This is a genomic window from Kitasatospora sp. NPDC085879 (assembly GCF_040686255.1).
Lineage (GTDB): Bacteria > Actinomycetota > Actinomycetes > Streptomycetales > Streptomycetaceae > Kitasatospora.
In genome coordinates, this window is sequence record NZ_JBFBJZ010000014.1 from 67,627 (window position 1) to 89,359 (window position 21,733).

The 21,733-nt window shown below is 74.4% G+C and carries 18 protein-coding genes; 2 read left to right on the top strand and 16 right to left on the bottom strand.

Going from position 1 to position 21,733, the window contains the following annotated elements:
- Positions 1-98: 98 nt before the first annotated feature.
- The 4 genes from AB0P35_RS13625 to AB0P35_RS13640 are packed head-to-tail and all read right to left on the bottom strand — an operon-like array spanning position 99 to position 6,777.
- Positions 99-1,757, bottom strand: coding sequence for an allophanate hydrolase (locus AB0P35_RS13625; RefSeq protein WP_363510188.1), 1,659 nt, complete (start codon positions 1,755-1,757; stop codon positions 99-101).
- Positions 1,754-5,359: an urea carboxylase gene (uca, locus tag AB0P35_RS13630; RefSeq protein WP_363510190.1), complete on the bottom strand. Its 3,606-nt coding sequence runs from the start codon at positions 5,357-5,359 to the stop codon at positions 1,754-1,756. The genes AB0P35_RS13625 and uca overlap by 4 nt, the downstream gene beginning before the upstream one ends.
- Positions 5,360-5,365: 6 nt before the next feature.
- Positions 5,366-5,971, bottom strand: coding sequence for an urea amidolyase associated protein UAAP2 (locus tag AB0P35_RS13635; RefSeq protein WP_363510192.1), 606 nt, complete (start codon positions 5,969-5,971; stop codon positions 5,366-5,368).
- Positions 5,968-6,777 (bottom strand): urea amidolyase associated protein UAAP1, encoded by an 810-nt coding sequence (locus AB0P35_RS13640; protein ID WP_363510194.1) that lies wholly within the window; start codon positions 6,775-6,777, stop codon positions 5,968-5,970. Before AB0P35_RS13640 ends, AB0P35_RS13635 begins: the two co-directional genes overlap by 4 nt.
- A 120-nt stretch (positions 6,778-6,897) precedes the next feature.
- Between AB0P35_RS13640 and AB0P35_RS13645 the strand changes: the two genes are divergently transcribed.
- Positions 6,898-7,608, top strand: coding sequence for a helix-turn-helix domain-containing protein (locus AB0P35_RS13645; RefSeq protein ID WP_363510196.1), 711 nt, complete (start codon positions 6,898-6,900; stop codon positions 7,606-7,608).
- A gap of 44 nt (positions 7,609-7,652) precedes the next feature.
- Here AB0P35_RS13645 and AB0P35_RS13650 read toward each other — a convergent pair whose 3' ends face one another.
- The 9 genes from AB0P35_RS13650 to AB0P35_RS13690 all read right to left on the bottom strand — a co-directional run bounded on the left by AB0P35_RS13650 (position 7,653) and on the right by AB0P35_RS13690 (position 17,055).
- A complete protein-coding gene (locus AB0P35_RS13650) occupies positions 7,653-9,149 on the bottom strand; it encodes an amino acid permease (protein ID WP_363510198.1) in 1,497 nt (498 codons plus the stop codon).
- A gap of 151 nt (positions 9,150-9,300) precedes the next feature.
- Positions 9,301-10,746, bottom strand: coding sequence for an aminopeptidase P family protein (locus AB0P35_RS13655; protein WP_363510200.1), 1,446 nt, complete (start codon positions 10,744-10,746; stop codon positions 9,301-9,303).
- Positions 10,747-10,913: 167 nt separating this feature from the next.
- A complete protein-coding gene (locus tag AB0P35_RS13660; protein ID WP_095872030.1) occupies positions 10,914-11,288 on the bottom strand; it encodes a hypothetical protein in 375 nt (124 codons plus the stop codon).
- Between the two features lie 58 nt (positions 11,289-11,346).
- Positions 11,347-11,781 carry a roadblock/LC7 domain-containing protein gene (locus AB0P35_RS13665; RefSeq protein ID WP_095872029.1) on the bottom strand — a complete coding sequence of 145 codons (435 nt, stop codon included), beginning with the start codon at positions 11,779-11,781 and terminating at the stop codon, positions 11,347-11,349.
- A gap of 37 nt (positions 11,782-11,818) precedes the next feature.
- Complete coding sequence (locus AB0P35_RS13670) at positions 11,819-12,796, bottom strand: transcriptional regulator (RefSeq protein WP_363510202.1); 978 nt, start codon at positions 12,794-12,796, stop codon at positions 11,819-11,821.
- The gene (locus tag AB0P35_RS13675; protein ID WP_095872027.1) at positions 12,796-13,179 is read right to left on the bottom strand and encodes a hypothetical protein; all 384 of its coding nucleotides are present in this window, start codon (positions 13,177-13,179) and stop codon (positions 12,796-12,798) included. Before AB0P35_RS13675 ends, AB0P35_RS13670 begins: the two co-directional genes overlap by 1 nt.
- Before the next feature lie 166 nt (positions 13,180-13,345).
- Complete coding sequence (locus AB0P35_RS13680) at positions 13,346-14,626, bottom strand: MFS transporter (RefSeq protein ID WP_363510205.1); 1,281 nt, start codon at positions 14,624-14,626, stop codon at positions 13,346-13,348.
- A 107-nt stretch (positions 14,627-14,733) separates the two neighbouring features.
- Positions 14,734-15,447 carry a helix-turn-helix domain-containing protein gene (locus tag AB0P35_RS13685; RefSeq protein WP_363510207.1) on the bottom strand — a complete coding sequence of 238 codons (714 nt, stop codon included), beginning with the start codon at positions 15,445-15,447 and terminating at the stop codon, positions 14,734-14,736.
- Positions 15,448-15,477: 30 nt separating this feature from the next.
- Positions 15,478-17,055 (bottom strand): FAD-dependent monooxygenase, encoded by a 1,578-nt coding sequence (locus tag AB0P35_RS13690; RefSeq protein WP_363510209.1) that lies wholly within the window; start codon positions 17,053-17,055, stop codon positions 15,478-15,480.
- 150 nt (positions 17,056-17,205) lie between these two features.
- Here AB0P35_RS13690 and AB0P35_RS13695 point away from each other — a divergent pair, with 150 nt between their 5' ends.
- The gene (locus tag AB0P35_RS13695) at positions 17,206-17,832 is read left to right on the top strand and encodes a TetR family transcriptional regulator (RefSeq protein WP_095872023.1); all 627 of its coding nucleotides are present in this window, start codon (positions 17,206-17,208) and stop codon (positions 17,830-17,832) included.
- 108 nt (positions 17,833-17,940) lie between these two features.
- Here AB0P35_RS13695 and AB0P35_RS13700 read toward each other — a convergent pair whose 3' ends face one another.
- The 3 genes from AB0P35_RS13700 to AB0P35_RS13710 all read right to left on the bottom strand — a co-directional run bounded on the left by AB0P35_RS13700 (position 17,941) and on the right by AB0P35_RS13710 (position 21,235).
- Positions 17,941-20,319: an immune inhibitor A domain-containing protein gene (locus AB0P35_RS13700; RefSeq protein ID WP_363510211.1), complete on the bottom strand. Its 2,379-nt coding sequence runs from the start codon at positions 20,317-20,319 to the stop codon at positions 17,941-17,943.
- Between the two features lie 167 nt (positions 20,320-20,486).
- A complete protein-coding gene (locus AB0P35_RS13705) occupies positions 20,487-20,816 on the bottom strand; it encodes a metalloregulator ArsR/SmtB family transcription factor (RefSeq protein ID WP_095872022.1) in 330 nt (109 codons plus the stop codon).
- A 44-nt stretch (positions 20,817-20,860) separates the two neighbouring features.
- Positions 20,861-21,235, bottom strand: a complete 375-nt coding sequence (locus AB0P35_RS13710) for a hypothetical protein (RefSeq protein ID WP_095872021.1) — start codon at positions 21,233-21,235, stop codon at positions 20,861-20,863.
- Positions 21,236-21,733: the final 498 nt, after the last annotated feature.

The following is a 21,733-nucleotide window of genomic DNA, read 5'->3' on the forward strand; positions in this document are numbered from 1 at the left end:
GCGCCCCTGTTTTGCGTTGGCCGCACTGTCCGGATGAGCCGGTTCTGGGTTGCGCAGTTCCGCCCCCAGCCTTCGGCCGGGAGGTACCCCCAACGCCCCTAGGGGGCGCCGATGTGGTCCAGCCAGCCGCCGGTGGCGGTAATGTCCTCGGCGCCGGTCAGGGCCGCGGGTTCGCAGAGGAAGCCGGGGACGCGGGTGCCGTCGGCGAGGTCGACGGGGCCGAGGGCCATCGGGTGGGGGAGGGCGGCCAGCAGGGTGCCGAGGCCGGCGGCGGGGAGCTCCCAGAGCTCGCCCGCGACGGTGGCGCCGCCCTCGTCGACCCGGACGAGTCCGGGCTTGGGCGGGACGGTCTCCAGGGCGTACAGCCGGTAGGCCGGCGCCGTCCGTACCTCGCCGCAGAACCGGCCTCCCAGAGACGTCAGTTGGCCGTTCAGGGGCTGGCCGGTGAGGTGGGCGCCGAACACCGCCAGGCGGGCGGGCGGTTCGGCGAGCAGGCGGGCGATCGCGCCGAGCCGCTCCTCGGTGTCGGCCGGGCCGACCAGCATCACGCCGAACGGCAGTCCGTCGACCGTGCCCGCGGGCACCGCGATCGCGCAGAGCCCCAGCAGATTGGCCGAGTTGGTGAACCGGCCGAGCCGGGTGTTGCTGCCGACCGGGTCGGCAGCCACCTCGGCGAGGGTCGGGTGCCAGGTGGTGGTGGGCAGCAACAGGGCGTCCGCGTCGCCGAGTTCGGCCAGGGCGACGTCCCGCAGGCGGGCGAGCTCGGCGAGGTCGGCGTACAGCCGGTGGGCGGGCAGGTCGCGGGCCGCACCGATGATCCCGGCCACCACCGGGTCGAGCCCCTCGCCGCCCTTCTCGGCGAGGGCGTCCACGAACGCGCCCACCGCGGTGTACCGTTCGGCGACGAACGCGCCGCCGTAGAGCATCGCCGCGACCCTGTCGAACGGCGCGAGGTCGAGATCGCGCAGTTCGGCGCCGGCCGTGGCGAGCCGGTCGGCGGCCGCGGTGTACGCCCCGGCCCAGCCGTCGGCGAGGGTGCCCAGCCGGGCGGCGGCCGGGGCGGCGATCCGCCAGGGCCCGGGCCGCCGCGCGGGCAGCGGCGCCGGCGCCGGATCGGCGAGCAGCCGCAGCGCCGCCTGCGCCTCGTCGACCGTCCGGGCGAACACCGACACGCAGTCCAGGCTCGCGCAGGCGGGGACGACGCCCCCGGTGGGCACCCGGCCCGGGGTGGGCTTGAGGCCGACGATGCCGTTGAGGGCGGCGGGCACCCGGCCGGAGCCCGCGGTGTCGGTGCCGAGCGCCAGGTCCACCACGCCGAGGGCGACGGCCACCGCCGAGCCGGAACTCGACCCGCCGGAGATCCGCTCCGGGTCGACGGCGTTGCGGACGGCGCCGTAGGGGCTGCGGGTGCCGACCAGACCGGTGGCGAACTGGTCGAGGTTGGTGGTGCCCAGGACGACCGTGCCCGCCGCCCGCAGCCGGGTCACCGCCGGGGCGTCCCGGTCGGGCGGGTACGCGTACGCGGGGCAGCCGGCCGTGGTGGGCAGCCCGGCGACGTCGATGTTGCCCTTGACCGCGGTGACCGTGCCGGCCAGCGGCAGGTGCTCGCCGCCGGCCACCCGGGCGTCGACCAGGGCCGCCTCGACCTCGGCCTCCGCCTGCGGACGGAGGTCGATCCACACCTCGGGCCGGTCGACGGCGGCGATCCGCGCGTACGCCCGGCGGACCCGTTCCAGGGCCCCGACGGCGGCGCTCACGCGATCGCCCCCAGCACCACCAGCGGGCTGCCGGCCTCGACCTGGTCGCCGGAGCCGACCAGCAGCTCCGCCACCACGCCGTCCCGGTCCGCGGTCACCGCCGTCTCCATCTTCATCGCCTCCAGCGCCATCAACTGCTGCCCCTTGCGCACCCGTTCGCCCGGTGCGACATCGACCTTCCACACACAGGCGGTGAACTCGGCCTCCACCACGCCGCCCCCCGGCGGCACGGTGACCGCCCGCGGCGCGACCGGTGCGGCGCCGGCCGCCCGCTCGGCCCGGTCGAACTCGCCCGCCTCCTCCCAAGCCTGCCGCTCGGCGGCGAACGCCGCCGCCTGGACGGCCCGGAACTCCGCGATCGGCGCGGCGTTCTCGTCCAGGAAGCGCAGGTGGTCGGCGAGCGCGAACTCGCCCTCCTCGACCTTCAGGGCGAGCCGCCCGGCCGCCATGTCGGCCCGCATCTCCAGCAGTTCCTCCGCCGAGACGGGGTACCAGCGAATGCGGTCGAAGAACCGCAGCAGCCAGGGCGCGCCCGGCTCGAACGGGCCGCGCTGCTGCCAGCCCGACCACATCTGCACCGTCCGCCCGACGAACTGGTAGCCGCCCGGCCCCTCCATGCCGTACACGCAGAGGTACGCGCCGCCGATGCCGACCGAGTTCTCGGCCGTCCAGGTGCGGGCCGGGTTGTACTTGGTGGTGACCAGCCGGTGCCGCGGGTCGAGCGGGGTGGCCACCGGCGCGCCCAGGTAGACGTCGCCCAGGCCGAGCACCAGGTACTCGGCGTCGAAGACCGTGCGGTACACCTCCTCGACCGAGGCCAGGCCGTTGATCCGGCGGATGAACTCGATGTTCCACGGGCACCACGGCGCGTCGTCACGGACGCCCGCCATGTACCGCTGGATCGCCTCCCGGGTCGCCGGATCGTCCCAGGAGAGCGGTAGGTGGACGGTGCGGCTGGGCACCACCAGCCGGTCGGTCGCGGGCAGCGCCCGCTCGATCCCCCGGACCAGCTCCAGCAGTTCGGGCAGCGGCAGGACGTCCGGGTCGACGTGCACCTGCAGCGAGCGGATCCCCGGGGTCAGGTCGACCACGCCCTCCGGCCGCCGCTCGGCGAGCCGCTCGGCCAGCGCGTGGACACGCATCCGCAGCGCCAGGTCGAGCTGCATCGGCCCGTACTCGACCAGCAGGTTGTCGTCGCCGCTGCGCCGGTAGGTGACGCTCGGCCGGTCGTCGCCCGCCGGGGTGCAGTGCAGCACGCCGCCGTCCACGATCGCCGGGCGGGTGGCGCTCGGCTCGGCGGCGGGGGCGCGGCGCAGCGCGGCGGCGTTCTCCGCGGTGACCGGCACGAAGCGGACCGTGTCGCCGGGGCGGAGCTGGCCGAGCTTCCAGCGCTGGCCCGAGACGACGGTGGCCGGGCAGACGAAGCCGCCGAGCGAGGGGCCGTCCGGGCCGAGCAGCACCGGCATGTCACCGGTGTAGTCGACGGCGCCGACCGCGTACGGGGTGTCGTGGATGTTGGACGGGTGCAGGCCGGCCTCGCCACCGTCCGGCCGGGCCCAGGCGGGCTTGGGGCCGACCAGGCGGACACCGGTGCGGGCGCTGTTGAAGTGCACCGACCAGTCGGCGGCGTAGAAGTCGGCGATGTCCTGCTCGGTGAAGAACTCCGGTGCGGCGTGCGGTCCTTCGACCGCGGGCAGCCGCCACTGCGAGGTGAACTCCGGGCGGTCGGCGACCGGGCCCGCGCCCGCGCCGAGAGTGCCGGTGCCGCCGTGCAGGACGTCGCCGGTGCGCAGCGCCCGACCGCCGTGGCCGCCGAAGCCGCCGAGGGTGAAGGTGGCGGCGCTGCCGAGGAAGTCCGGGGCCTCCAGGCCGCCGGCGACCAGCAGGTAGCTGCGCAGGCCCGGGCCGGGCGGGGCGGGGATGTCGAGCAGGCCGCCGGCCGGGACGAGCACCGGCTCCCACTGCGGTACCGGCGTGCCGTCCAGGGTGACGCCGGTGGGCGCGCCGGTGACGCAGACCCAGGTCGGGGCGGTGAAGCGCAGGGCGGGCCCGAGCAGGGTGCACTCCAGGCCGGGGGCGCCCTCGGGGTTGCCGAGCGCCCGGTTGCCGAGCCGGAAGGACAGGTCGTCCATCGGCCCGCAGGGCGGCACGCCGACGTGCCAGTAGCCGGTGCGGCCGGGCCAGTCCTGCACGGTGGTCTGGGTGCCGGCCCGGACCACCTCGATCCGCGGGGTGGGGTCGGCGACGTGCGCCAGGGTGCCGGTGTGGTGGGCGGCCGCGGCGACCTCGGGCACGGCCGGGACGGCGCGCAGCAGGCCGAGGTTGGTCTCGATGCCGTGGATGCGGGTGGCGTCCAGGGCGCCGGTGAGCCGGGCGAGGGCGTCGGCGCGGTCGGCGCCGTGCACGATCACCTTGGCGAGCATCGGGTCGTAGGCGGTGGTGACCTCGGTGCCGGTCTCCACCCAGGTGTCCACCCGGACGCCGTCGGGGAAGGCGACCTCGGTCAGCAGGCCGGCGCTGGGGCGGTGGTCGCGGTTCGGGTCCTCGGCGTAGACGCGAGCCTCGACGGCGTGCCCGTCGGGTGCGCCGACCTCGCGGACCACCGAGCGGTCGCCCTGGGCCAGCCGGAGCATCCACTCGACGAGGTCGACCCCGTACACCGCCTCGGTGACCGGGTGCTCCACCTGGAGACGGGTGTTGACCTCCAGGAAGTACGCCTCCTCGCGGGCGGCGTCGTAGACGTACTCGACGGTGCCGGCCGAGCGGTAGCCGACGGAGGCGCACAGCTCGCGGGCGGAGTCGGCGAGTCGGCGGCGGACCCGGTCGGGCAGGTCGGGGGCGGGGGCCTCCTCCAGGACCTTCTGGTTGCGGCGCTGGAGCGAGCAGTCGCGGTCGCCGAGGGTGACCACCCGGCCGGCGCCGTCGCCGAAGACCTGCACCTCGACGTGGCGGGCGTGCTCCACCAGACGCTCCAGGAAGACCCGCCCTCCTTGCCCGCCGCCGGGCAGGAGGGGCCCAGCGGTGGCGAAGCTGGCGGCGGCGACCCGCTGCACCCGCTCCCAGGCGCCGGCGAGTTGGTCGGCGTCGCGGCAGGCCTGCATACCGATGCCGCCGCCTCCGCCGGTGGCCTTGAGCATCACCGGGTAGCCGACGGTCTCGGCGGCGGCGAGGGCGGCCGGCAGATCGGGCAGCAGACCGGTGCCGGGCAGCAGCGGCACCCCGGCGGCCTCGGCGGCCGCGCGGGCGGTGTGCTTGGCGCCGAACACCTCCAGCTGGCCGGGGGTGGGGCCGACGAAGGCGAGCCCGGCGGCCTCCACCTGCCGGGCGAACGCGGCGTCCTCGGAGAGGAAGCCGTAGCCGGGGTGGACCGCGCCGGCGCCGCTGTCGTGGGCGGCCCGCAGCACCAGGTCGGTGCGCAGGTAGCTGTCCTTGGCGGCGGCCGGGCCGAGCCGCACCGCGTGGTCGGCGAGCCGGACGTGCGGGGCGGAGCGGTCCGGGTCGGAGTAGACCGCGACGGTGGCGATGCCGATCCGGCGGGCGGTGCGGACGATCCGGGCGGCGATCTCGCCGCGGTTGGCGACCAGCAGGGTGTCGAAGCTCATCGCGGCTCAGTCCTCGGTGACGGTCATGCGGACCGGCGTCGGGTCGAACCCGTTGCACGGGTTGTTGATCTGCGGGCAGTTGGAGACCAGCACCAGCACGTCCGTCTCGGCCCGCAGCACCACCCGCAGGCCGGGCGCGGAGATGCCGTCGACGATGCCGAGCGTGCCGTCCGCCTCGACCGGCACGTTCATGTACCAGTTGATGTTGGAGACCAGGTCGCGCTTGCCGAGGCCGTGCCGGGCGCCCTCGGCGAGGAAGTTCTCCACGCAGGCGTGCTGCGACCAGGTGTGGTGGCCGTAGCGCAGGGTGTTGGACTCCTTGGAGCAGGCGCCGGCGATGGTGTCGTGCCGGCCGCAGTCGTCCTCCACGACCGTCATCAGCGGGGTGTGCTCGGTGGAGAGCAGGACACTGCCCTTGTCGAGGAAGACGGAGCCCTGGGCCTGAATCGTGTCGGCGGCGCTGTAGCGGACGGAGGTGTCGTGCGCGTCGTAGAGCAGGCAGTCGACGGCCTGGTTGCCACCGAGGTCGGTGATCGTCAGCCGCTGCCCGCGGCGGACGACGGCGGACCAGGCGCCGCGGGCGGGCACGGTGGTGTCGAGCAGGACGGTCATCGGGCCCCCAGGGCGGCGGTGTTGAGGTGGGCGCGGTGGCGTTCGGGGCAGGCGTCCCAGTGCGGGTCGCCGGGGCCGGTCACCTCGCCGGGCACGGCGGTCAGCTGCAGCGGGGTGCAGCGCCAGTCGGGTCGCGGATCCAGCGGGTGGGCGGTGTTGGCGAGCAGCAGGGTGGTGTGCTGCTCCAGCCGGAGGGTGACCCGGGCACCGGGGCCGGCCGAGCCGGTGGGCCGCAGGGTGCCGTCCGCGTCGACGGTGACGCCCCGGAAGAACGAGACCGAGGCGGGCAGGTCGCGCCGGGTCAGGCCGTGCTTGGCGGCGGCCAGGGTGAACAGCTCGCGGCCCGCGGGGGAGGGGCCGTGCGCGGAGCCGCCGCCGTAACGGGCGGTGTTGCGGGCCGCGGTGGAGGTGCCGGCCAGCGCGTCGTGCCGGCCGGAGGTGTCCTCGACCAGCGTGGCCAGCACCCGGCCCTGGTCGGAGAGCAGCTGGCTGCCCTCGGAGAGGTAGGCGTTCCACTGCACCTTGACGGTGTCGGCCGCGTTGAGCCGCTCCCAGGGCCGGCCCGTCACGTACAGCAGCAGGTGGGCGCAGGCGTCGCCGTCCCGGTCGGTGAGGGTGACATGGGTGCCGGCCGGCAGGACGAGGTGGGTGTAGCCGCCGCCGGCGACGGTCTCCGACCACAGCGTGCCCGGGGGCGGCGGCAGCTGCGGCATGCAGTCGACGACCGTGCCCGCCTGGGACCTGGCGTGGGCGCGGGCGGCCGTGGTGGTGGCGGTGCCGGCCTCCGCGTCGTGGATTTCTGTCATGCGACAGAAATTAGGGAGGGCCGGATTCGCCGCCATTGCCCGTGCGTAACGCCGGAGTTACCGTCCTCTCACGGCGATCGCCGTCCGCGGTGAGGTGCGGCGATGTGCGAGGATCGCCGGGTGTCCGCCAGCAGCCGCCCCGCAGCCCGCCCGGCCCGCACCACCGGCACCGCCGGCACGACGGGTACCGGCCGGGTCGGCCGCCCGCGCGCCCAGGGCCCCTCGGCGAGCGGCCTCGCCCCGCGCGACCAGGTGCTCGCCGCGGCCGCCGACCTCTTCACCCGCAACGGCTACGCCGCCACCACCACCCGCGCCGTCGCCGAGCGCGCCGGGATGCGGCAGGCCTCGATGTACCACTACTTCACCGGCAAGGAGGACATCCTCGCCACCCTGCTGGAGAGCACCGTCGAGCCCTCGCTGGCCTTCGCCACCGCGCTGCTCGCCGACCCGGACGCCGACCCGGCGCCCCGCCTCTGGGCCCTGGCCGCCCGGGACGCCGAACTGCTCCACGGCGGCCTCTACAACCTCGGCGCCCTCTACCAGCTGCCGGAGGTGCGCGGCGAGCGGTTCGCCGACTTCCGCGGCGCCCGCGAGGCGCTGAAGGCCGCGTACGGCCGGCTGCTCGCGCTGCTCGCCCCCGGCGCCGACGCGGCGCTCCGCACCGACCTGCTGTTCGGCCTGGTGGAGGGCGGGGTGGCGGTCGCCCGGGAACACGGCGGCCGCTCGGCGGCGACGGTCGCCCGGGCCGTGGCGGACGCCGCGGTGCGCTTCGCCGGCTGCGCACCGGAACGCGCCGAAGCCGCCCGCCGGGAGGGCGAGCGGCTTCTCTGAGGGGCCCGGTACCGTGCGGCAGGGCCGGTGGCCCTGCGGCGGGGTCAGCGGCGGCGCAGCCGGTACGCGGCGCCGCCCGCGACCGCTGCGGCCAGGACCAGGACGGCGAACCAGCGCAGGTACCAGTGGCCGCCCTGCGGGTCGTAGACCGAGGCGCGCGGCCAGGCCAGGTTGACCGTCATCGCCAGCCCGTAGAGCAGGGCCAGCACGTTCACCGGCAGCCCCCAGCGGCCGAGCGTGAAGAGCGGCCGGCCGGCCTCGTCCAGGGCCGGGCCGTCCTCGCCGAGCGGCAGCCCGCGCAGCCGGCGGACCAGCAGCGCCCCCACCACCAGCGCGTAGGCGGCGTAGACCAGCACGATGCAGGTCGCGGACAGGGCCAGGAACGCGGCCGGCGAGACCAGGTTGAGCAGCAGGAACGCCGCCGCGGGGACGCCGACCGCGAGCGCCGCCCACCGGGGCATCCCGCTGCGGGGCGAGACCTTCGCCAGCCGGCGGGCGCCGGGCAGCGCGCCGTCCCGGGCCATCGAGAACACCATCCGGGTGCCGGCGGTCTGCATGGCGAGGGTGCCGACGCAGACCGCGACCGCGACGTCCGCCAGCAGCACCCGGCCCAGGCCGTCACCCAGACTGCTCGTCAGCACGTAGGACAGGCCCTCGGTGGCGAGCCGGCCGTCGGTCAGGCTGGGCGCGGCGAGCACTCCGCCGAGCAGCAGCAGCCCGCCGGTCACCCCGGCCGCGGCGAGCGCCGTGAGGATGGTGCGCGGCGCGGTCCGGCGTGGGGCGACCGTCTCCTCGGAGAGCTCGCCGGCGCTGTCGAAGCCGATCATCACGTACGCCGCGGTGAAGGCGCCGACCAGCAGCGTCCAGAAGCCGCCGCCGACCGGGGCGGTGTGCAGCACGGCGTTGGCCGGCTGCTCGGTGTGGGTGAACAGCAGCACGACGATCAGGGCGATGCCGACGAGTTCGGCCGTCACACCGATCCCGTTGACCACCGACAGCACCCGGTTGTCTACCGCGTTCACCAGGGTGGTCAGCGCGATCAGCGCGGTGCCGAGCAGCACCGCGTTGGCCGCGCCGCTCGCGGTGGTCGGCGAGGGGTCGCCGCCGAGCAGCTGGAAGCCCGGCCAGAGCGCGGGCAGCACCACCTGCAGCGCCAGCGCCGCGGCGGTGACCACGACCACCTGGCCGAGCACCATCAGCCAGCCGGTGAACCAGCCGTAGACCGGGTTCGCCAGCCGGGTCGCCCACTGGTAGATCGCGCCGGAGATCGGGTAGCGGGCGGCGAGTTCGGCGAAGCAGGCGGCCACCAGCAGCTGCCCGGCGAGCACCGCCGGCCAGGTCCAGACGAAGGCCGGACCGGCGGCGCCGTAGCCGAAGGCGAAGAGCTGGAAGACCGTCGTCAGGACGGAGATGAACGAGAACCCTGCCGCGAAGGAGGCGAACCTGCCCATCGTGCGGTGGAGTTGCTGCGGGTAGGGGAGCGCGCCGGGGGACGGCGGCCCGGGGGTCTCGGCAGGGGCGAGGGAAGTGCTGGTGGTCATCGGGCACCGGCTTTCCGCGGGCGTTTTCTGTCGGTTGACAGAAATTAGGGCCGGCCGGATTCCCGTGCGTTGCCCGGCTGTTGCCGCCAGGTTGCCGTGTGCTCACCGGCCGTCCGACGCCCCGTGCGCCAGCCCCACCCCGCCGCCACGGTCAGCCCAGCAGGGCGCCCATCCACTCCTCGATGCCGGCGACCGTGCGCGGCAGCGCACCGGACATCAGCCGGGCGCCGTCCGCGGTGACCACCAGGTCGTCCTCGATCCGGATGCCGATGCCCCGCAGCTCGGGCGGCAGCGTCTCGTCGTCCGGCTGGAGGTACAGCCCCGGCTCCACGGTGAGGACATGGCCCTCCGCCAGCCGGCCGTCCAGATAGGTCTCCGTCCGCGCCCTGGCGCAGTCGTGGACGTCCAGGCCCAGCATGTGGCCGCTGCTGCACAGGGTGTACCGGCGGAACAGCCCGCTCTCCGGACGCAGCGCCTCCTCCGCCGAGACCTTCAGCACGCCCCACTCGGCGAGCCCCTCGGCGATCACCCGCATCGCCTCGCGGTGGAAGTCGCGGAAGCTCGCGCCCGGCCGCACCGCCGCGATGCCCGCCTCCTGCGCGGCCAGCACCAGCTCGTAGGCGTCCCGCTGGGCGGCGGTGAACGTGCCGCTCAGCGGCAGGGTGCGGGTGATGTCCGCGGTGTAGAGGGTGTCGGTCTCCACGCCCGCGTCCAGCAGCAGCAGGCGGGACGGGTCGAGCGGCCCGTCGTTGCGGATCCAGTGCAGCACGCAGGCGTGCGCGCCGGAGGCGGCGATCGTCTCGTACCCGGTGCCGTTGCCCTCCAGCCGGGCGCGCCGCTCGAAGGTGCCCTCCAGCCAGCGCTCGCCGCGATGGTGGCGCAGCGCCGCCGGCAGCGCCCGCACGACGTCCTCGAAGCCGGCCGCGGTGTGGTCGACGGCGAGCTGCAGCTGGCTCACCTCCCAGGCGTCCTTGACCAGCCGGAGCTCGGAGAGGACGGCGGCCAGCCGGTCGTCGCCGACGACGCGGTCGGCCGCCGGACGGCCGGTCAGCGCGTCCACCACCGGATCCACCCCGGCCAGCACCCGGGCGGCGGGGCCGACGGTCTTGGCCAGCTCGTCGAGGTGGACGGTACGGATGCCGGTCAGCTGCTCGGCCTCGGCCAGGTCCGGCCGCCGCCCGACCCAGAACTCGCCGTACCGGCGGTCACGGTAGAACTCGGAACCCCCGCCGCGCGGCGAGCGCGGGCGGACGTGCAGCACCGGCTCGCCGTCCGGCTCGATCACCAGCACATGGCCGACCTGCTCCTCGCCGGTCAGCCCGGTGAGCCAGGCGTACGCGCTGTGCGGCCGGAACCGGAAGTCGCAGTCGTTGCTGCGCACCTTCAGCTGCCCGGCCGGGACGACCAGGCGCTCGCCGGGGAAGGCCGCGGCCAGCGCGGCCCGGCGGGCGGGTGTCACCGCGTGTGCGGCGACCCGGTCGCCGACGGGCAGCGGAGTGGGTGCCCAGGCGGTGCCCATGAAGGCGTCGAGGGCGGGGGAGACCGGGAGGTCGTGGCTGCCGGTGTTCGGCGGAACGGGGACGGCGTCGCTGGTCACGGCGGGTTGGCTCTCCTTCGGGCCGAGTGGAGCTGAGGTCAGTGAAATTTCACATTGCCATGTTATGTGTGACACCTCATGCCTGGCCAGGGGTATGCCGGTTCTCCGGACGCACCGGCGGGCCGGGGGAGTCGACTCCGCCCGGCCCGCAGCCCGTTGTGCTGCTGTCAGACCTCCAGTTCGGCCTCGATGCGCTTGAGCTGGTGGCGCGCCATCGCCAGGTTGGCGCGCTGCTTGTCGAGGGCGAGGTAGAGGAACAGGCCCTTGCCGGAGCGGCTGGTGAGCGGGCGGATCAGGTGGTACTGACTCGAGAGGCTGATCAGGATGTCCTCGATCGCCTCCTTGAGGTTCAGCATCTCGATCGCCCTGACCTTGGCCCGGACGACGTCGGTGTTGCCGGCCGCGGCCACGTTCAGGTCGAGCTCCGGACCGCCGCCGATGGTGCCGAGGGCCATGCCGCTGTTGTAGTCGACGAGGGCCACGCCGATGGCGCCCTCGATCGAGCTCATCGCGTCCTTGAGGGAGTGCTCCGTGCTGGCCATGGTGGTTCCTTCCGGGAATGGATTGACGGTGTGTCGGTGATGAGTCGGTGATGAGTGGTCAGGGGCGGTCCTGGCGCTCCAGGGCCGCGTCGGCGAGGGCGGCGATCCGGCCGCCGGCCCGGCGCGCCTCGAAGTGCAGCCGGCCCACATTGGCGTCCGGCCCGGCGAACAGCGTCAGCACGACGTAGCCGCCGGCCGCGTAGGTGGCCGTGTAACCGTGCTCGCCCCGGGTGAGCAGCTCGCGAAAGCCGCCCTGGCCGCTGGCCTCGATCAGCCGGGAACCGACACCGAGGGCGGCCGCGGTCAGCGCCGCCAGGCCCTCCGGTTCCAGGCCGTTCGTGTCGTGGGCGACCACCAGCCCGTCGGTGGTGGCGACCAGCCCGCCGGTCAGGTGCGGCACGGTGGCACGCAGCCCGCGCAGCTCGCTGAGCACCTCGGGTTCGGGCAGGGCGGGTGTCCGCTTCGCCGTGAACTGGCGCAGGGCGCGCTTCATGACGCGGCCCGGAACGGCGTACGGGCGGGTGGGACGCTCACAGTCGGGCCTCCAGGGCGGCTCGGATCCGGAGCAGCAGGGCGATCTCCGGATCGGGCGGGAAATCGTGCAGCGCCGGCGACGGCAGCAGTACCTCCGGGTGGGCCGGGGGCGGCCCGGCCTGCGGCGGTACTCCGTCCGGCCGTGCCGGGGCGGACGACAGGACGGGTGCGGCCACCGGGCCGGCGGCCGCGCGGGCTGCGGCGAGCGGGGCCGGCACGGCCGCCGGGGCCGGGGTCTCGACGAGCCCGGCAGCCGCCAGGTGCCGGATGTCGAGCAGCGTGGTGTAGGCGGACCGGCCGAGCAGCCGGGCGATCTGGGCGGGGGTGCGGAACCCGTCGGCCGCCGCCAGCACCGCCCGGCGCCGACCGCTGCAGGTGGCGGGCCGGCGGCCGGCCTCGGTCGGACCGGTGCGGGCGCGGACGGGGGAGACGTCCAGGTCCGCGACCGGGTGGGTGCGGTCGAGCAGCACGCGGCGCCGGCCGACCGCCAGGCGCAGCTCTCCGGTGGCCAGCGGCCGGGCCAGCGTCAACCCCGGCCGTACCCCGGGCAGGAAGCCGATCGGGCCGTCGTTCTGCGGCAGTGCGAAGAAGGCGGCGTCCAGGACGGCGGTCAGGTGGCAGAGCTCCAGCTCGCCGCGGCCGATCGAGCCGGCGGCGACCAGGTACTCGGCGGCCGAACGGTCGCGCGCCGCAGCCATGGCGTCCGCCCAGGTGCGGGCGGAGAGCCGGCCGGCGGAGGTGAGGAGGGTGCCGACATCCGGGGTGGCCGGACTCTCGGCATGCACCACCTCCCCGTTCACCAGGTGGACGGTGCCTGCCGAGCCGTGCAGGGCACCGGTGGCGAGGTCGGCGGAGAGGTCGGTCAGGGCCGCCTCGAAGACGGTGGCCGGGGCGAAGCCCGACCGGTGCCTTCGGGGCAGCCTGACGGCGGGTCGGAGGACCGGCGCGGGGGCCGGTTGCAGGGTCGGCTGCATCAGGCGAGCACCAGTCCGTCGGCGATGGAGGCGAGGCGCAACCGGGCCATGGCGAGGTTGGCGGTGGCCCGGTCGAGCCGCAGGTACAGGAAGACGCTGCTGTCGAACGGCGTCTCCACGAAGCGGATCAGGTGGTACGTGCCCGCCGAGGTGACGATGACGTCCTCGGCCGGGGCGGTTCTCGCGGCGGGGTCGGCGAACGACGAGGTCTGGGTGATCGCGCGGGCCACCTCGGTGGCGTCCGCCGCTCCGGCGTCGTGGTCACCGCCGGGACCGGCGCCGGCCGCGCCGAGGGCGAGACCGCTGGTCCAGTCGACCAGGCTGGCACCGAGAGCCCCGGTGATGGTCATCGCGTCGATCAGACACTCGTCGATTCCCGGCAAAGGTCGCACCCCTCCTCAGCGCCCCCGTGACGCGTCCGTGGCCACGCCCTTACTGGCTGTAGCCCCAACGGGGCGTAACGCTACCGCGCCGCAAGCGGCGTGGGGGAGGGTTCCGGCACTTTCCTCGGGCATATGCCCGACTCCCCGGATTTTCTCTGACGATGGGTCAGAGTCCCTTCTCCTCCTGCGCATCGGGCAGGGAACGGAGGCCGGGAATCGGCGACGGCAACAGCCACAGGAACGAGGTGAGCGCGCCTACGGCGGCTACCCACAGCGCCGGCCGCAGGCCGAGCGTGCTGCCGAGCACCCCTCCCAGAAGGGAACCTAGCGGACGGATGCCGTAGTTGACCGCCTGATAGGCCCCGGAGACCCGGGATCGGAGCCGATCCGGGATTACTGCCGCGAAGAGCGAGCCGACTGTGATATCGAGGATCATCACGCCGATCCCGGACAGGAAGACGGCGACCAGCAGCAGCGCGACCACCGGCAGGGTGCCGCCGCGCGCCGCGGGGACGAGCAGCAGCGGCGCGGGGTAGGCGATCAGCCCGAGCACCACCGCCCGCCCGATGCCGATCCGGCGGCTGATCCGGCCGGTCAGGCCGGCGCCGAGCAGCCCACCCAGCGCGCCCGCGCTCAGCACGGTGCCGAGCAGGCCCGCGGAGAGGCCGAGTTCGGTCGTCGCGAACAGCACGAAGAGCGCCGCGATCATGAAGGTGAAGAGGTTCACCGTCGCGGTGCCGAGCAGGGCGGCCCGCATGATCGGGGTGGTGGTGATGAACCGCAGCCCGGCGGAGATCCGGCCGCGGGTGCGCGGCTCGGCCGGCGGCTCGGTCGGCCGGATGCTGCCGAGCGCGAGCGCGGAGGCAAGGAAGGAGAGCGCGTCGGCGACCAGGGCCAGGGGCGCGGCGAGCAACTGCACCAAGCCGCCGCCGAGGCCCGGGCCGGCAGCCGAGGACATCGCCCGGCTGCCGTTGACCAGCGAATTGCCCTCCACATAGCGCTCGTTCGGGACGACCGCGACGAACAGCGGCGCGTTGCAGACGTCGAAGAGCACCGAGAAGCTGCCCATCACGAAGGCGACCACGAACAGCTGGGTGAGCGTCAGGACACCCAGCAGGTGGGCCGCCGGCACGGTGAGCAGCAGGACCGCCCGGGCGACATCGGCGACGATCATCACCCGGCGGCGGTCGGAGCGGCCGTCCGCCCAGGTGCCGGCGTGCAGCGCGAAGAGCAGACTCGGCAGCCAGCCCGCGGCGGTGAGCAGGCCCATCCGCCCGGCGTCGGCGTGCAGCGTGCTGACCGCGACCAGCGGCAGCACGATGCCGGTGATCTGGTCGCCGACCGCCGAGATCGTCTGGCCCGTCCAGTACCGGCGGAACTCGGTGACCCGCAGCAGCGCGGGTATCAGCCGGCGCCCCCGGACCTCGTGAGCGGCGGTCCCGGACATCGGGGCGACCGGGGAGGCGGCCGTAGGGGTAGTAGGGGCAGGGGCAGGGGCAGGGGCAGGGGCAGAGGCGGCCGGAGCGGGCTGCGGGGCGGAGTCGGTCGTCGAGGTCACCGGGCCCCCTCCTCGGTCCGGTGCTGCGGCCGGTCATCGTGCTCGTCGCGGTCGTTGCGGCTGTCGAGGCCGTCGCTGTCGTGCGGCGGGTCGGAGACGGGGGGCGGGTCGGCGCCGGGCGGCAGGTCGATCGGCAGGGCCATCCGGACGAGCAGCACCGGGCGGCTGCCGGGCGGGCGCTCGGCCCCGGCGCCCAGGCGGTCCAGGTACGGGCGGGTCAGCTCGTCCATCCGCGCGGCGAGTTCGGTGAGCTCCTCGGCGGTGAGGTGCAGGAGGGTGTCGCCGATGCCGGCGGCGCTGCGCCAGGCGGGCGGCTCGCCCGGCTGGACCTCCAGCCAGCGAACCGCGAGGGCGGCGTACCGCTCGACGACCGTGCGGTGGAGAGCGCCGGCTGCCTCGGCGGTGGCCGGGTCATCGGCGGCCGTGTCCCAGCTGGTGAACAGGGCGGTGGCCTGCCAGGGCTTCTCCCGGCCGCGGCCGCCGCCCGCCTCCTCCACCAGCCCGTACTTGGCGAGCTGGCGGAGGTGGAAGGAGCAGCTTGCCACCGACTCGCCGAGCAGTTCGGCGGCCCGGGTGGCCGTCAGCGGGCCCTCGCGGCGGAGCAGTCCGACCAGTGCCATCCGGGTGGGATGGGCGTAGGCCCGCAGCGCCCGCGGGTCGCTGAGCTGCACGGTGGGTGGCACTTCGGGTGCCGGACGCTCCTCGGTCATGCTTCTAAAGCTATCTTTAGAAAGAATGCTTTACAACCGGGCGAGGTAGTCGAGGACGGCCTTCTCCCCGCCCCTGGGCGCGGTGAGCGCCACATGGTTGTCCGGCCGGACCAGCACCAGGGCGTCGCCCTCGATGCCGTACGCCCGCCGTGCGTGCCCGTCGGTGTCCCGCAGCCCGGCCGGGTCGTCGGTGTCCACGGTGACCGTGCGGAGGTGCGCCGACAGGTCGAGGGCGGCCGGGTCGAGGGCGGGCCGGTGGCCGAAGGCGAGCAGAGTGAACCGATCGCCCGCGAACGTCTCCAGGAGCCGTATCGGTCGCCCCTCGGCGTCGGTGCAACGGGCGTCCGGGGCCCGGTCGCCGGCCCGGAGGGGGCCGCCCAGCAGGTCCTCCGCGAGGCTGCTCCCGCGGTAGCCGAGCGAGAGGCCGGTGATGTCCGCGACCCGGACGGCCTCCAGCCCGACCCCCGGGGTTCGGGCGCCCTCCCGTACGGCGGCCATCCCGGCGGCGGAGGTCTCAAGCGTCCAGGCGGCGATCGGCCGGCGCTCCTCCGAGTAGCTGTCGAGCAGTGCCGACCGTGCCCGGCCGGACAGTGCGTACCCGAGCTTCCAGCCGAGGTTCCAGGCGTCCTGGATGCCGGTGTTCATGCCGAGCCCGCCCGCCGTCGGGTGGACGTGCGCGGCGTCGCCGGCGAGCAGCACCCGCCCGACCCGGTACTGCTCCGCCATCCGCACGTTGACCCGCCAGCTGGAGAGCCAGCCGGCCGCGTGCACCCGGATGTCGTCGCGCCCGGTGTGCCGGGCGATGATCCGGCGGAAGCCCTCCAGCGACGGGGCGAGCGCGGTGCCGTCGGGGCCCGTTTCCGGGGTCGCCTGGACCTGCCAGCGGTCGCCCTCCTCACCGAACGGGCAGAGCATCAGGGCGCCCTGCGGGCCGAACCACTGGTGCCACGCGGTGGGCTCCAGCCCGGTCAGCTCCAGATCGCCCACCACCATGGCCGGCTCCGGCTCGCCGGTGCCCGTGAAGGCCACGCCGAGCTGCTTGCGGACGGTGCTCCGCCCGCCGTCGCAGGCGACCAGGTACTGCGCGGTGACCTCCCTGCCGTCCGCGAGGCGGGCCGTCACCCGCTCGCCGTCCTGCTCGAAGCCGGTCAGCTCGGTGCCGAACTCCACCGCCACCCCCAGCTCGGCCAGTCGGGCCCGCAGCAGCTCCTCGATCCGGTCCTGCGGGAGGTGGAGCGAGGCAGGGTACGGGGCGCCCGGGGTCGGCGGAGTGTCCGCCGAGGGGTCGGACTCGGCGGCGAAGGCGCCGTCGAAGTATCGGCGGAACGGCAGGCCGGTGCGGCCCTCGGCGAGCAGGTCGCCGGCGAGGCCGAGGTCGGCCAGCACCTCCAGACTGCGCGCGTTGAGCGTCTTGCCGCGCGAGCCGGTGTGCGGCTGCGGGGCCCGCTCGATCACCCGGACGGCCACGCCCTGCCGGGCCAGCAGGCAGGCGAGTGTGAGGCCGGTCGGCCCGGCTCCGGAGATCAGGACGGACGTGGCGGATGCGGGCGTCATGAACGCGGACGGCGCGGACGACATGGCCGACATGGACGACGTGGACATGGACATGGTGGAGCTCCTCCCCCTGGGTCCGGGCGTGGCTGTTGGTAGGCCCGGACGGCACCGTGAAGCGACAGAGCTCATGGAACAGCAACCCGGTAAGAAATGCAACCCGGTCACAAAAGAGTCCGGGTCAGGGGTGCGGCTAGAATCGACACCATGAACGAGCCGCCCGGTCTGCGGACCCTCAAGAAGGAGCGCACCCGGCAGGCCATCGCCGACACGGCGATCGGTCTGTTCCTCGCGCACGGCTTCGACGGGGTCTCGGTGCTCGAGATCGCCGCCGCCGCCGAGGTCTCCAAGCCGACCCTGTTCCGCTACTTCCCGAGCAAGGAGGAGCTCGTCCTGCACCGGATCGCCGACCACCTCGGCGAATCCGCCCGGGTGGTCGCCGCCCGCGGGCCCCGGGAGACCCCGCTGGACGCCCTGGAGCGCCACCATCTCGACCGGCTGGCCGCCCGCGACGCCGTCACGGGCCTCTCCGCGGACCCGCGGGTGCTGGCCTTCCACCGGCTGGTCTACGGGACACCCAGCCTCTCCTCCCACCTGCGCGACTGGATCGCCCAGGACACCGAGCTGCTGGCCGAGGCCCTCGGCGGCCCCGGCGAGCTGACGGCCCGGCTGCTCGCCGCCCAGCTCGTCTCCGTCCGGCAGGACCTCACCCGGGTCAACTGGCAGCGCCTCTCGGACGGCATGCCGGAGGAGGCCGCCCACCGGCAGGCGGTCGAGGACACGGCCACCGCCTTCACCCTGCTGCGCACCGGCGCGGCCGGCTTCGGCTACTGACACAGCCCTCCGGCTACGGACGCGGCCGGCCCCCGGCGGTGGATCCGCCGGGGGCCGGTGGGGTGGGCCTGCCGCACTGCGGCGCAGCGCGCCCGTCGGAGATGCGGCTCAGGAGGCCGGGCCGACCCGGACGGTGGTGATCCGGCCGCCCTGGCTCTCCCGGACGACCTCGATCCGGGTGTTGGTGTCCGGCACGGCGACCGCGAGTTGGGGGAGGGCCGGGTCGGTGTACACCCCGCGGTGGTCGTCGAAGGCGGGCACGGCGGGCTCGGCGCCGATCCGCACCGCCTCACCCGCCCTGTGCAGGGTGAAGGCGGTGGTGGGCCGCAGCGAGAACACCGCGTCGTAGGTCTGCGCCCGGCCGTTCACCGGGGTGCCGTCCGTGAACCGGATTGCGCCCGGGTGCGCGTCCACCGGCAGGATCAGTCCGCCGCCCGGGTGGTCCTTGGTGTTGTTGTCGGCGTAGGCGGTGTCCCAGAGCCAGACCAGCACACCCTCCTGGTACGGGTAGGTGTCGATCACCCCCTGTTTGCCGGGCACCCCCGTCCAGCCGAAGTTGTACGGTCCGGTGCGGAGATAGGTGCCGTAGCCGGTGTACCGCCGGTTCTCGACCAGGTAGGCCCGCGGGTGCTCGCGCACGGCGGCGCGGCCCTGGAGCACGGAGAAGCCGGTGGCCGTCCAGCCCGGGTCGCCGCCGTGCTCGGCGCCGTCCGAGAGCAGTTCGGCTCCGCCGGCGGTGATCCGGACGGCGTCCACCAGTGCGCCCTTGCCGTGGGTGTTGGAGTCGGAGGTGGTGCGGAGGCGGAGCTTCACGCTGCCGCCGGCGAAGCCGTCCAGTGGGACGTGCAGCTGCCGCCAGCCGCCGGAGGCGCCGCTGAGGGCGGGGGTGCCGGCCGGGCCGGCGGGGATCGGCGCGCCGTCGGCGGTGCCCGGCAGCGGGCGCCAGGTCTTCCCGCCGTCGGTGGAGGCCTCGACGGTGAGGAAGTCGTAGTCCTGTTCGAGGTCGTACCAGGCGGCCGCGTCCAGGGCGGCGGGGCCGGTCCGGCCGGTGAGGTCGACGGTGCGTGCGAGGGTGCTGTCGAGGTTGTCCCCGGTGTCGCTCCACCACTGGGCGCCGCCCTCGTACGGGTCGGCGAGGTCGGTGGTGGTGCGGCCCGGTGGCAGGTGCACCAGGACGGCCTGCGCCTGGTCGGTGTTGTAGCCGCTCACCCCGAGCGCGTGGCTGGAGCGGGTGGCGGCCTGTGCCTCGTCGTAGTTCAGCCAGCCGAGCTGGAGGCGGCTCCAGGCGTCGAGGTCGCCCGGGTACTCGCCGGTGGTGTTCTTCCGTCCGGTGCCCAGGTAGGAGCCGGAGGACATCAGGGACCAGAAGTTGACGGAGTTGTCGCCGCCGGTCAGCGGGTAGAGGTCGGGCAGGCCGAGGTTGTGGCCGTACTCGTGGGAGAAGAGGCCGACTCCGCTGTTCTCGCCGGCCTGCAGGTAGTCGTAGACGTAGAGACCGGAGTCGCCGACCGGCACGCCGCCGATCCGGTCGCCCGCCGGGCCGGTGCCGCCGGTCGGGTCGGGGAAGGCCCAACTGCGGTGCGCCCACAGCGCGTCGGTGCCCTGCGCGCCGCCGCCCCAGGTCTCGTCGACGCCGGCGTGCACCACGATCACGTTGTCGAGGTAGCCGTCCGGCTGGTCGAAGTCCCCGTCCTTGTCGTGGTCGTAGCGGTCGTGGACGTCGTACTGCGCCAGTTCCGCCCGTACCGCGGCCGCGGTGCGGCCCTTGGCGATCTCGCCGTCGTACCAGGCCTTGACGGCGTCCCGGACGAACTCCTGCGCCTGGGTCCAGGCGCCGCTGCCCTGCGGGCCCTTGTTGCTGCCGTACCGCGCCTCGTTCCACGGGACGGTCACCCAGTCGCTGACGGTGCCGTCGATGTCGTACCGGCCGGAGGACTGGGTGCGGTAGTAGTTGCGCACCGAGTTGGCGCCGGGTGTGGCGTCGAAGAACATCCGCCGGTAGTAGTCCCGGTCGAAGTCGGCCTTCCAGAAGGTGTGGGTGTCGCTCGCGTCCGGCTTCGGGACGGCGTTGTGGCGGGGCCCCGGGGTGCCGCCGTAGCGGGGCTGCCCGTTCCACTGGGTGGTGGTGTCCACCTGGTCGCCGAACTGGGCGAGGATCACGAAGACCTTGTCGCGGCGCTCCAGGCCGAGCTGGACGTAGTCGTCACCGATCCGGACCCGCGACGGGGCGCGGTGGTCGGGGGTGCGGGCGACGGTGCCGCGGTTGAGCTGCTCCAGGGCCTCGGCGCGCAGGGCCTGCCGGGTGCGTTCCTGCGGGGCGGGTTCGGGCTGCGGGCCCTCGGTGCCCTGCGCGGGCTCGGCGGCGAGCCGCGCCGCGGGGGGCACCGAGGGTAACCGTGCCGGTGCGGCCGAGGCCGCGGGTATGCCGACGGCCAGGGCGCCGAGGGCGAGCGCAGCCGCGAGGGCTGCGGAGGGTGTGCGCTTCAAGGACCGGTCCTTCCGGGCGGGGGTGGTCGGATGAGCGCGGGTAATATTTCACATGTCATCGGTCACATGGAAGACATGTGAACGTGCGTCATCACGCCCCCGCCCGGCGGGACGGCGGTCGTCGAGGTGTGTGCGTGGTGGTGGGAGGTGCGCGGCCGGTCGGGCCGTCAGTCGGAGGCTCTCAGCTCGGCGAGCAGGACGCCCTGGTCCTGGATGAGCTCCGTCAGAATGCGGCGGGCCGCCCGGAGCAGGTCGGCGACATCGGCGCCGGCCAGTGCGTAGACGACGGTGGAGCCCTCCCTGGTGGCCGTCACGAGTCCTGCCCGGCGCAGCTGGGCGAGCTGCTGGGAGAGGCTGGACGGCTCGATGTCGATGTCCGCGAGCAGGTCACGGACGGGCGTCGGGCCGGCCTGGAGCAGCTCCAGCACCCGGATGCGGACGGGGTGCCCGAGCATCCGGAAGAACTCCGCCTTGGCCTGGTACAGCGGTACGGGCACGCGGCCCCCTCTCCAGCGCCGGGTAGGTGCTGCGGCGGCCGGGGTCAGACCTCAAGGCTGGCCTCGATCCGCTTCAGCTGGTGGCGGGCCATGGCGAGGTTGGAGCGGCTGCGCGCCAGTGCCAGGTAGAGGAAGAGGCCGCGGCCGCTGGACGTGGTGAGCGGCCTGATCAGGTGGTACTGGCTGGTCAGCGTGATGAGGATGTCCTCGATCTCGTTGTCGTGCAGGTTGAGCATCTCCATCGTCCGCATCTTGGCCCGGACGAGGTCGGTGTTGCCGGCGGCGGCGACGTTGAGGTCGAGCTCGGCCGCGTCGCCGAGCGTGCCGAGCGCCATCCCGCTGCCGTAGTCGACCAGGGCGACGCCGATCGCGCCCTCGATCGTCATGGCCTCCTTGAGCGCGGTCTCCGGGTTCGCCATCGTCTTCCTCCTGGTGTCGCCGTGCCCGCACCGTTCGGGCGGGTTCGGCAACGACTGTAGGGAGAGGGGCGTGAAATCTTCGCTCGATGATCGGAATCGATCACGGATGAGCGATCAGCGCTCTCTCGACGTCGATTCGCTGATGACTTGAAGACATTTGCAACTAAGGATGTGATTGAACTGCCAGATACGGGCGCGCTGTCGAACGCACCTGCGACCGCCCGGTGATCCGCTCGGGACCCGCTCGGGACCCTCCCCGCGACCCACCCGGGAGCCGTCGAGGCGACCCGTCGCAGCGGTCCGACCGCACCCGGTGACCGCGCCCGGCGACCGTCCGCGGGGGAGCCCGCAGCAGACCCCGAAAAGGGTGCTATCGATGTCGGCCACGCCGGGTAACCTCTGGGCGAGATGCTCGATCACCACACCCACCACACCCGCTGCGCCCCGGTCGGACCGACTGTCCGGACGGCCCCGCAGCCGCAGGCGTCGCCGTCTGCG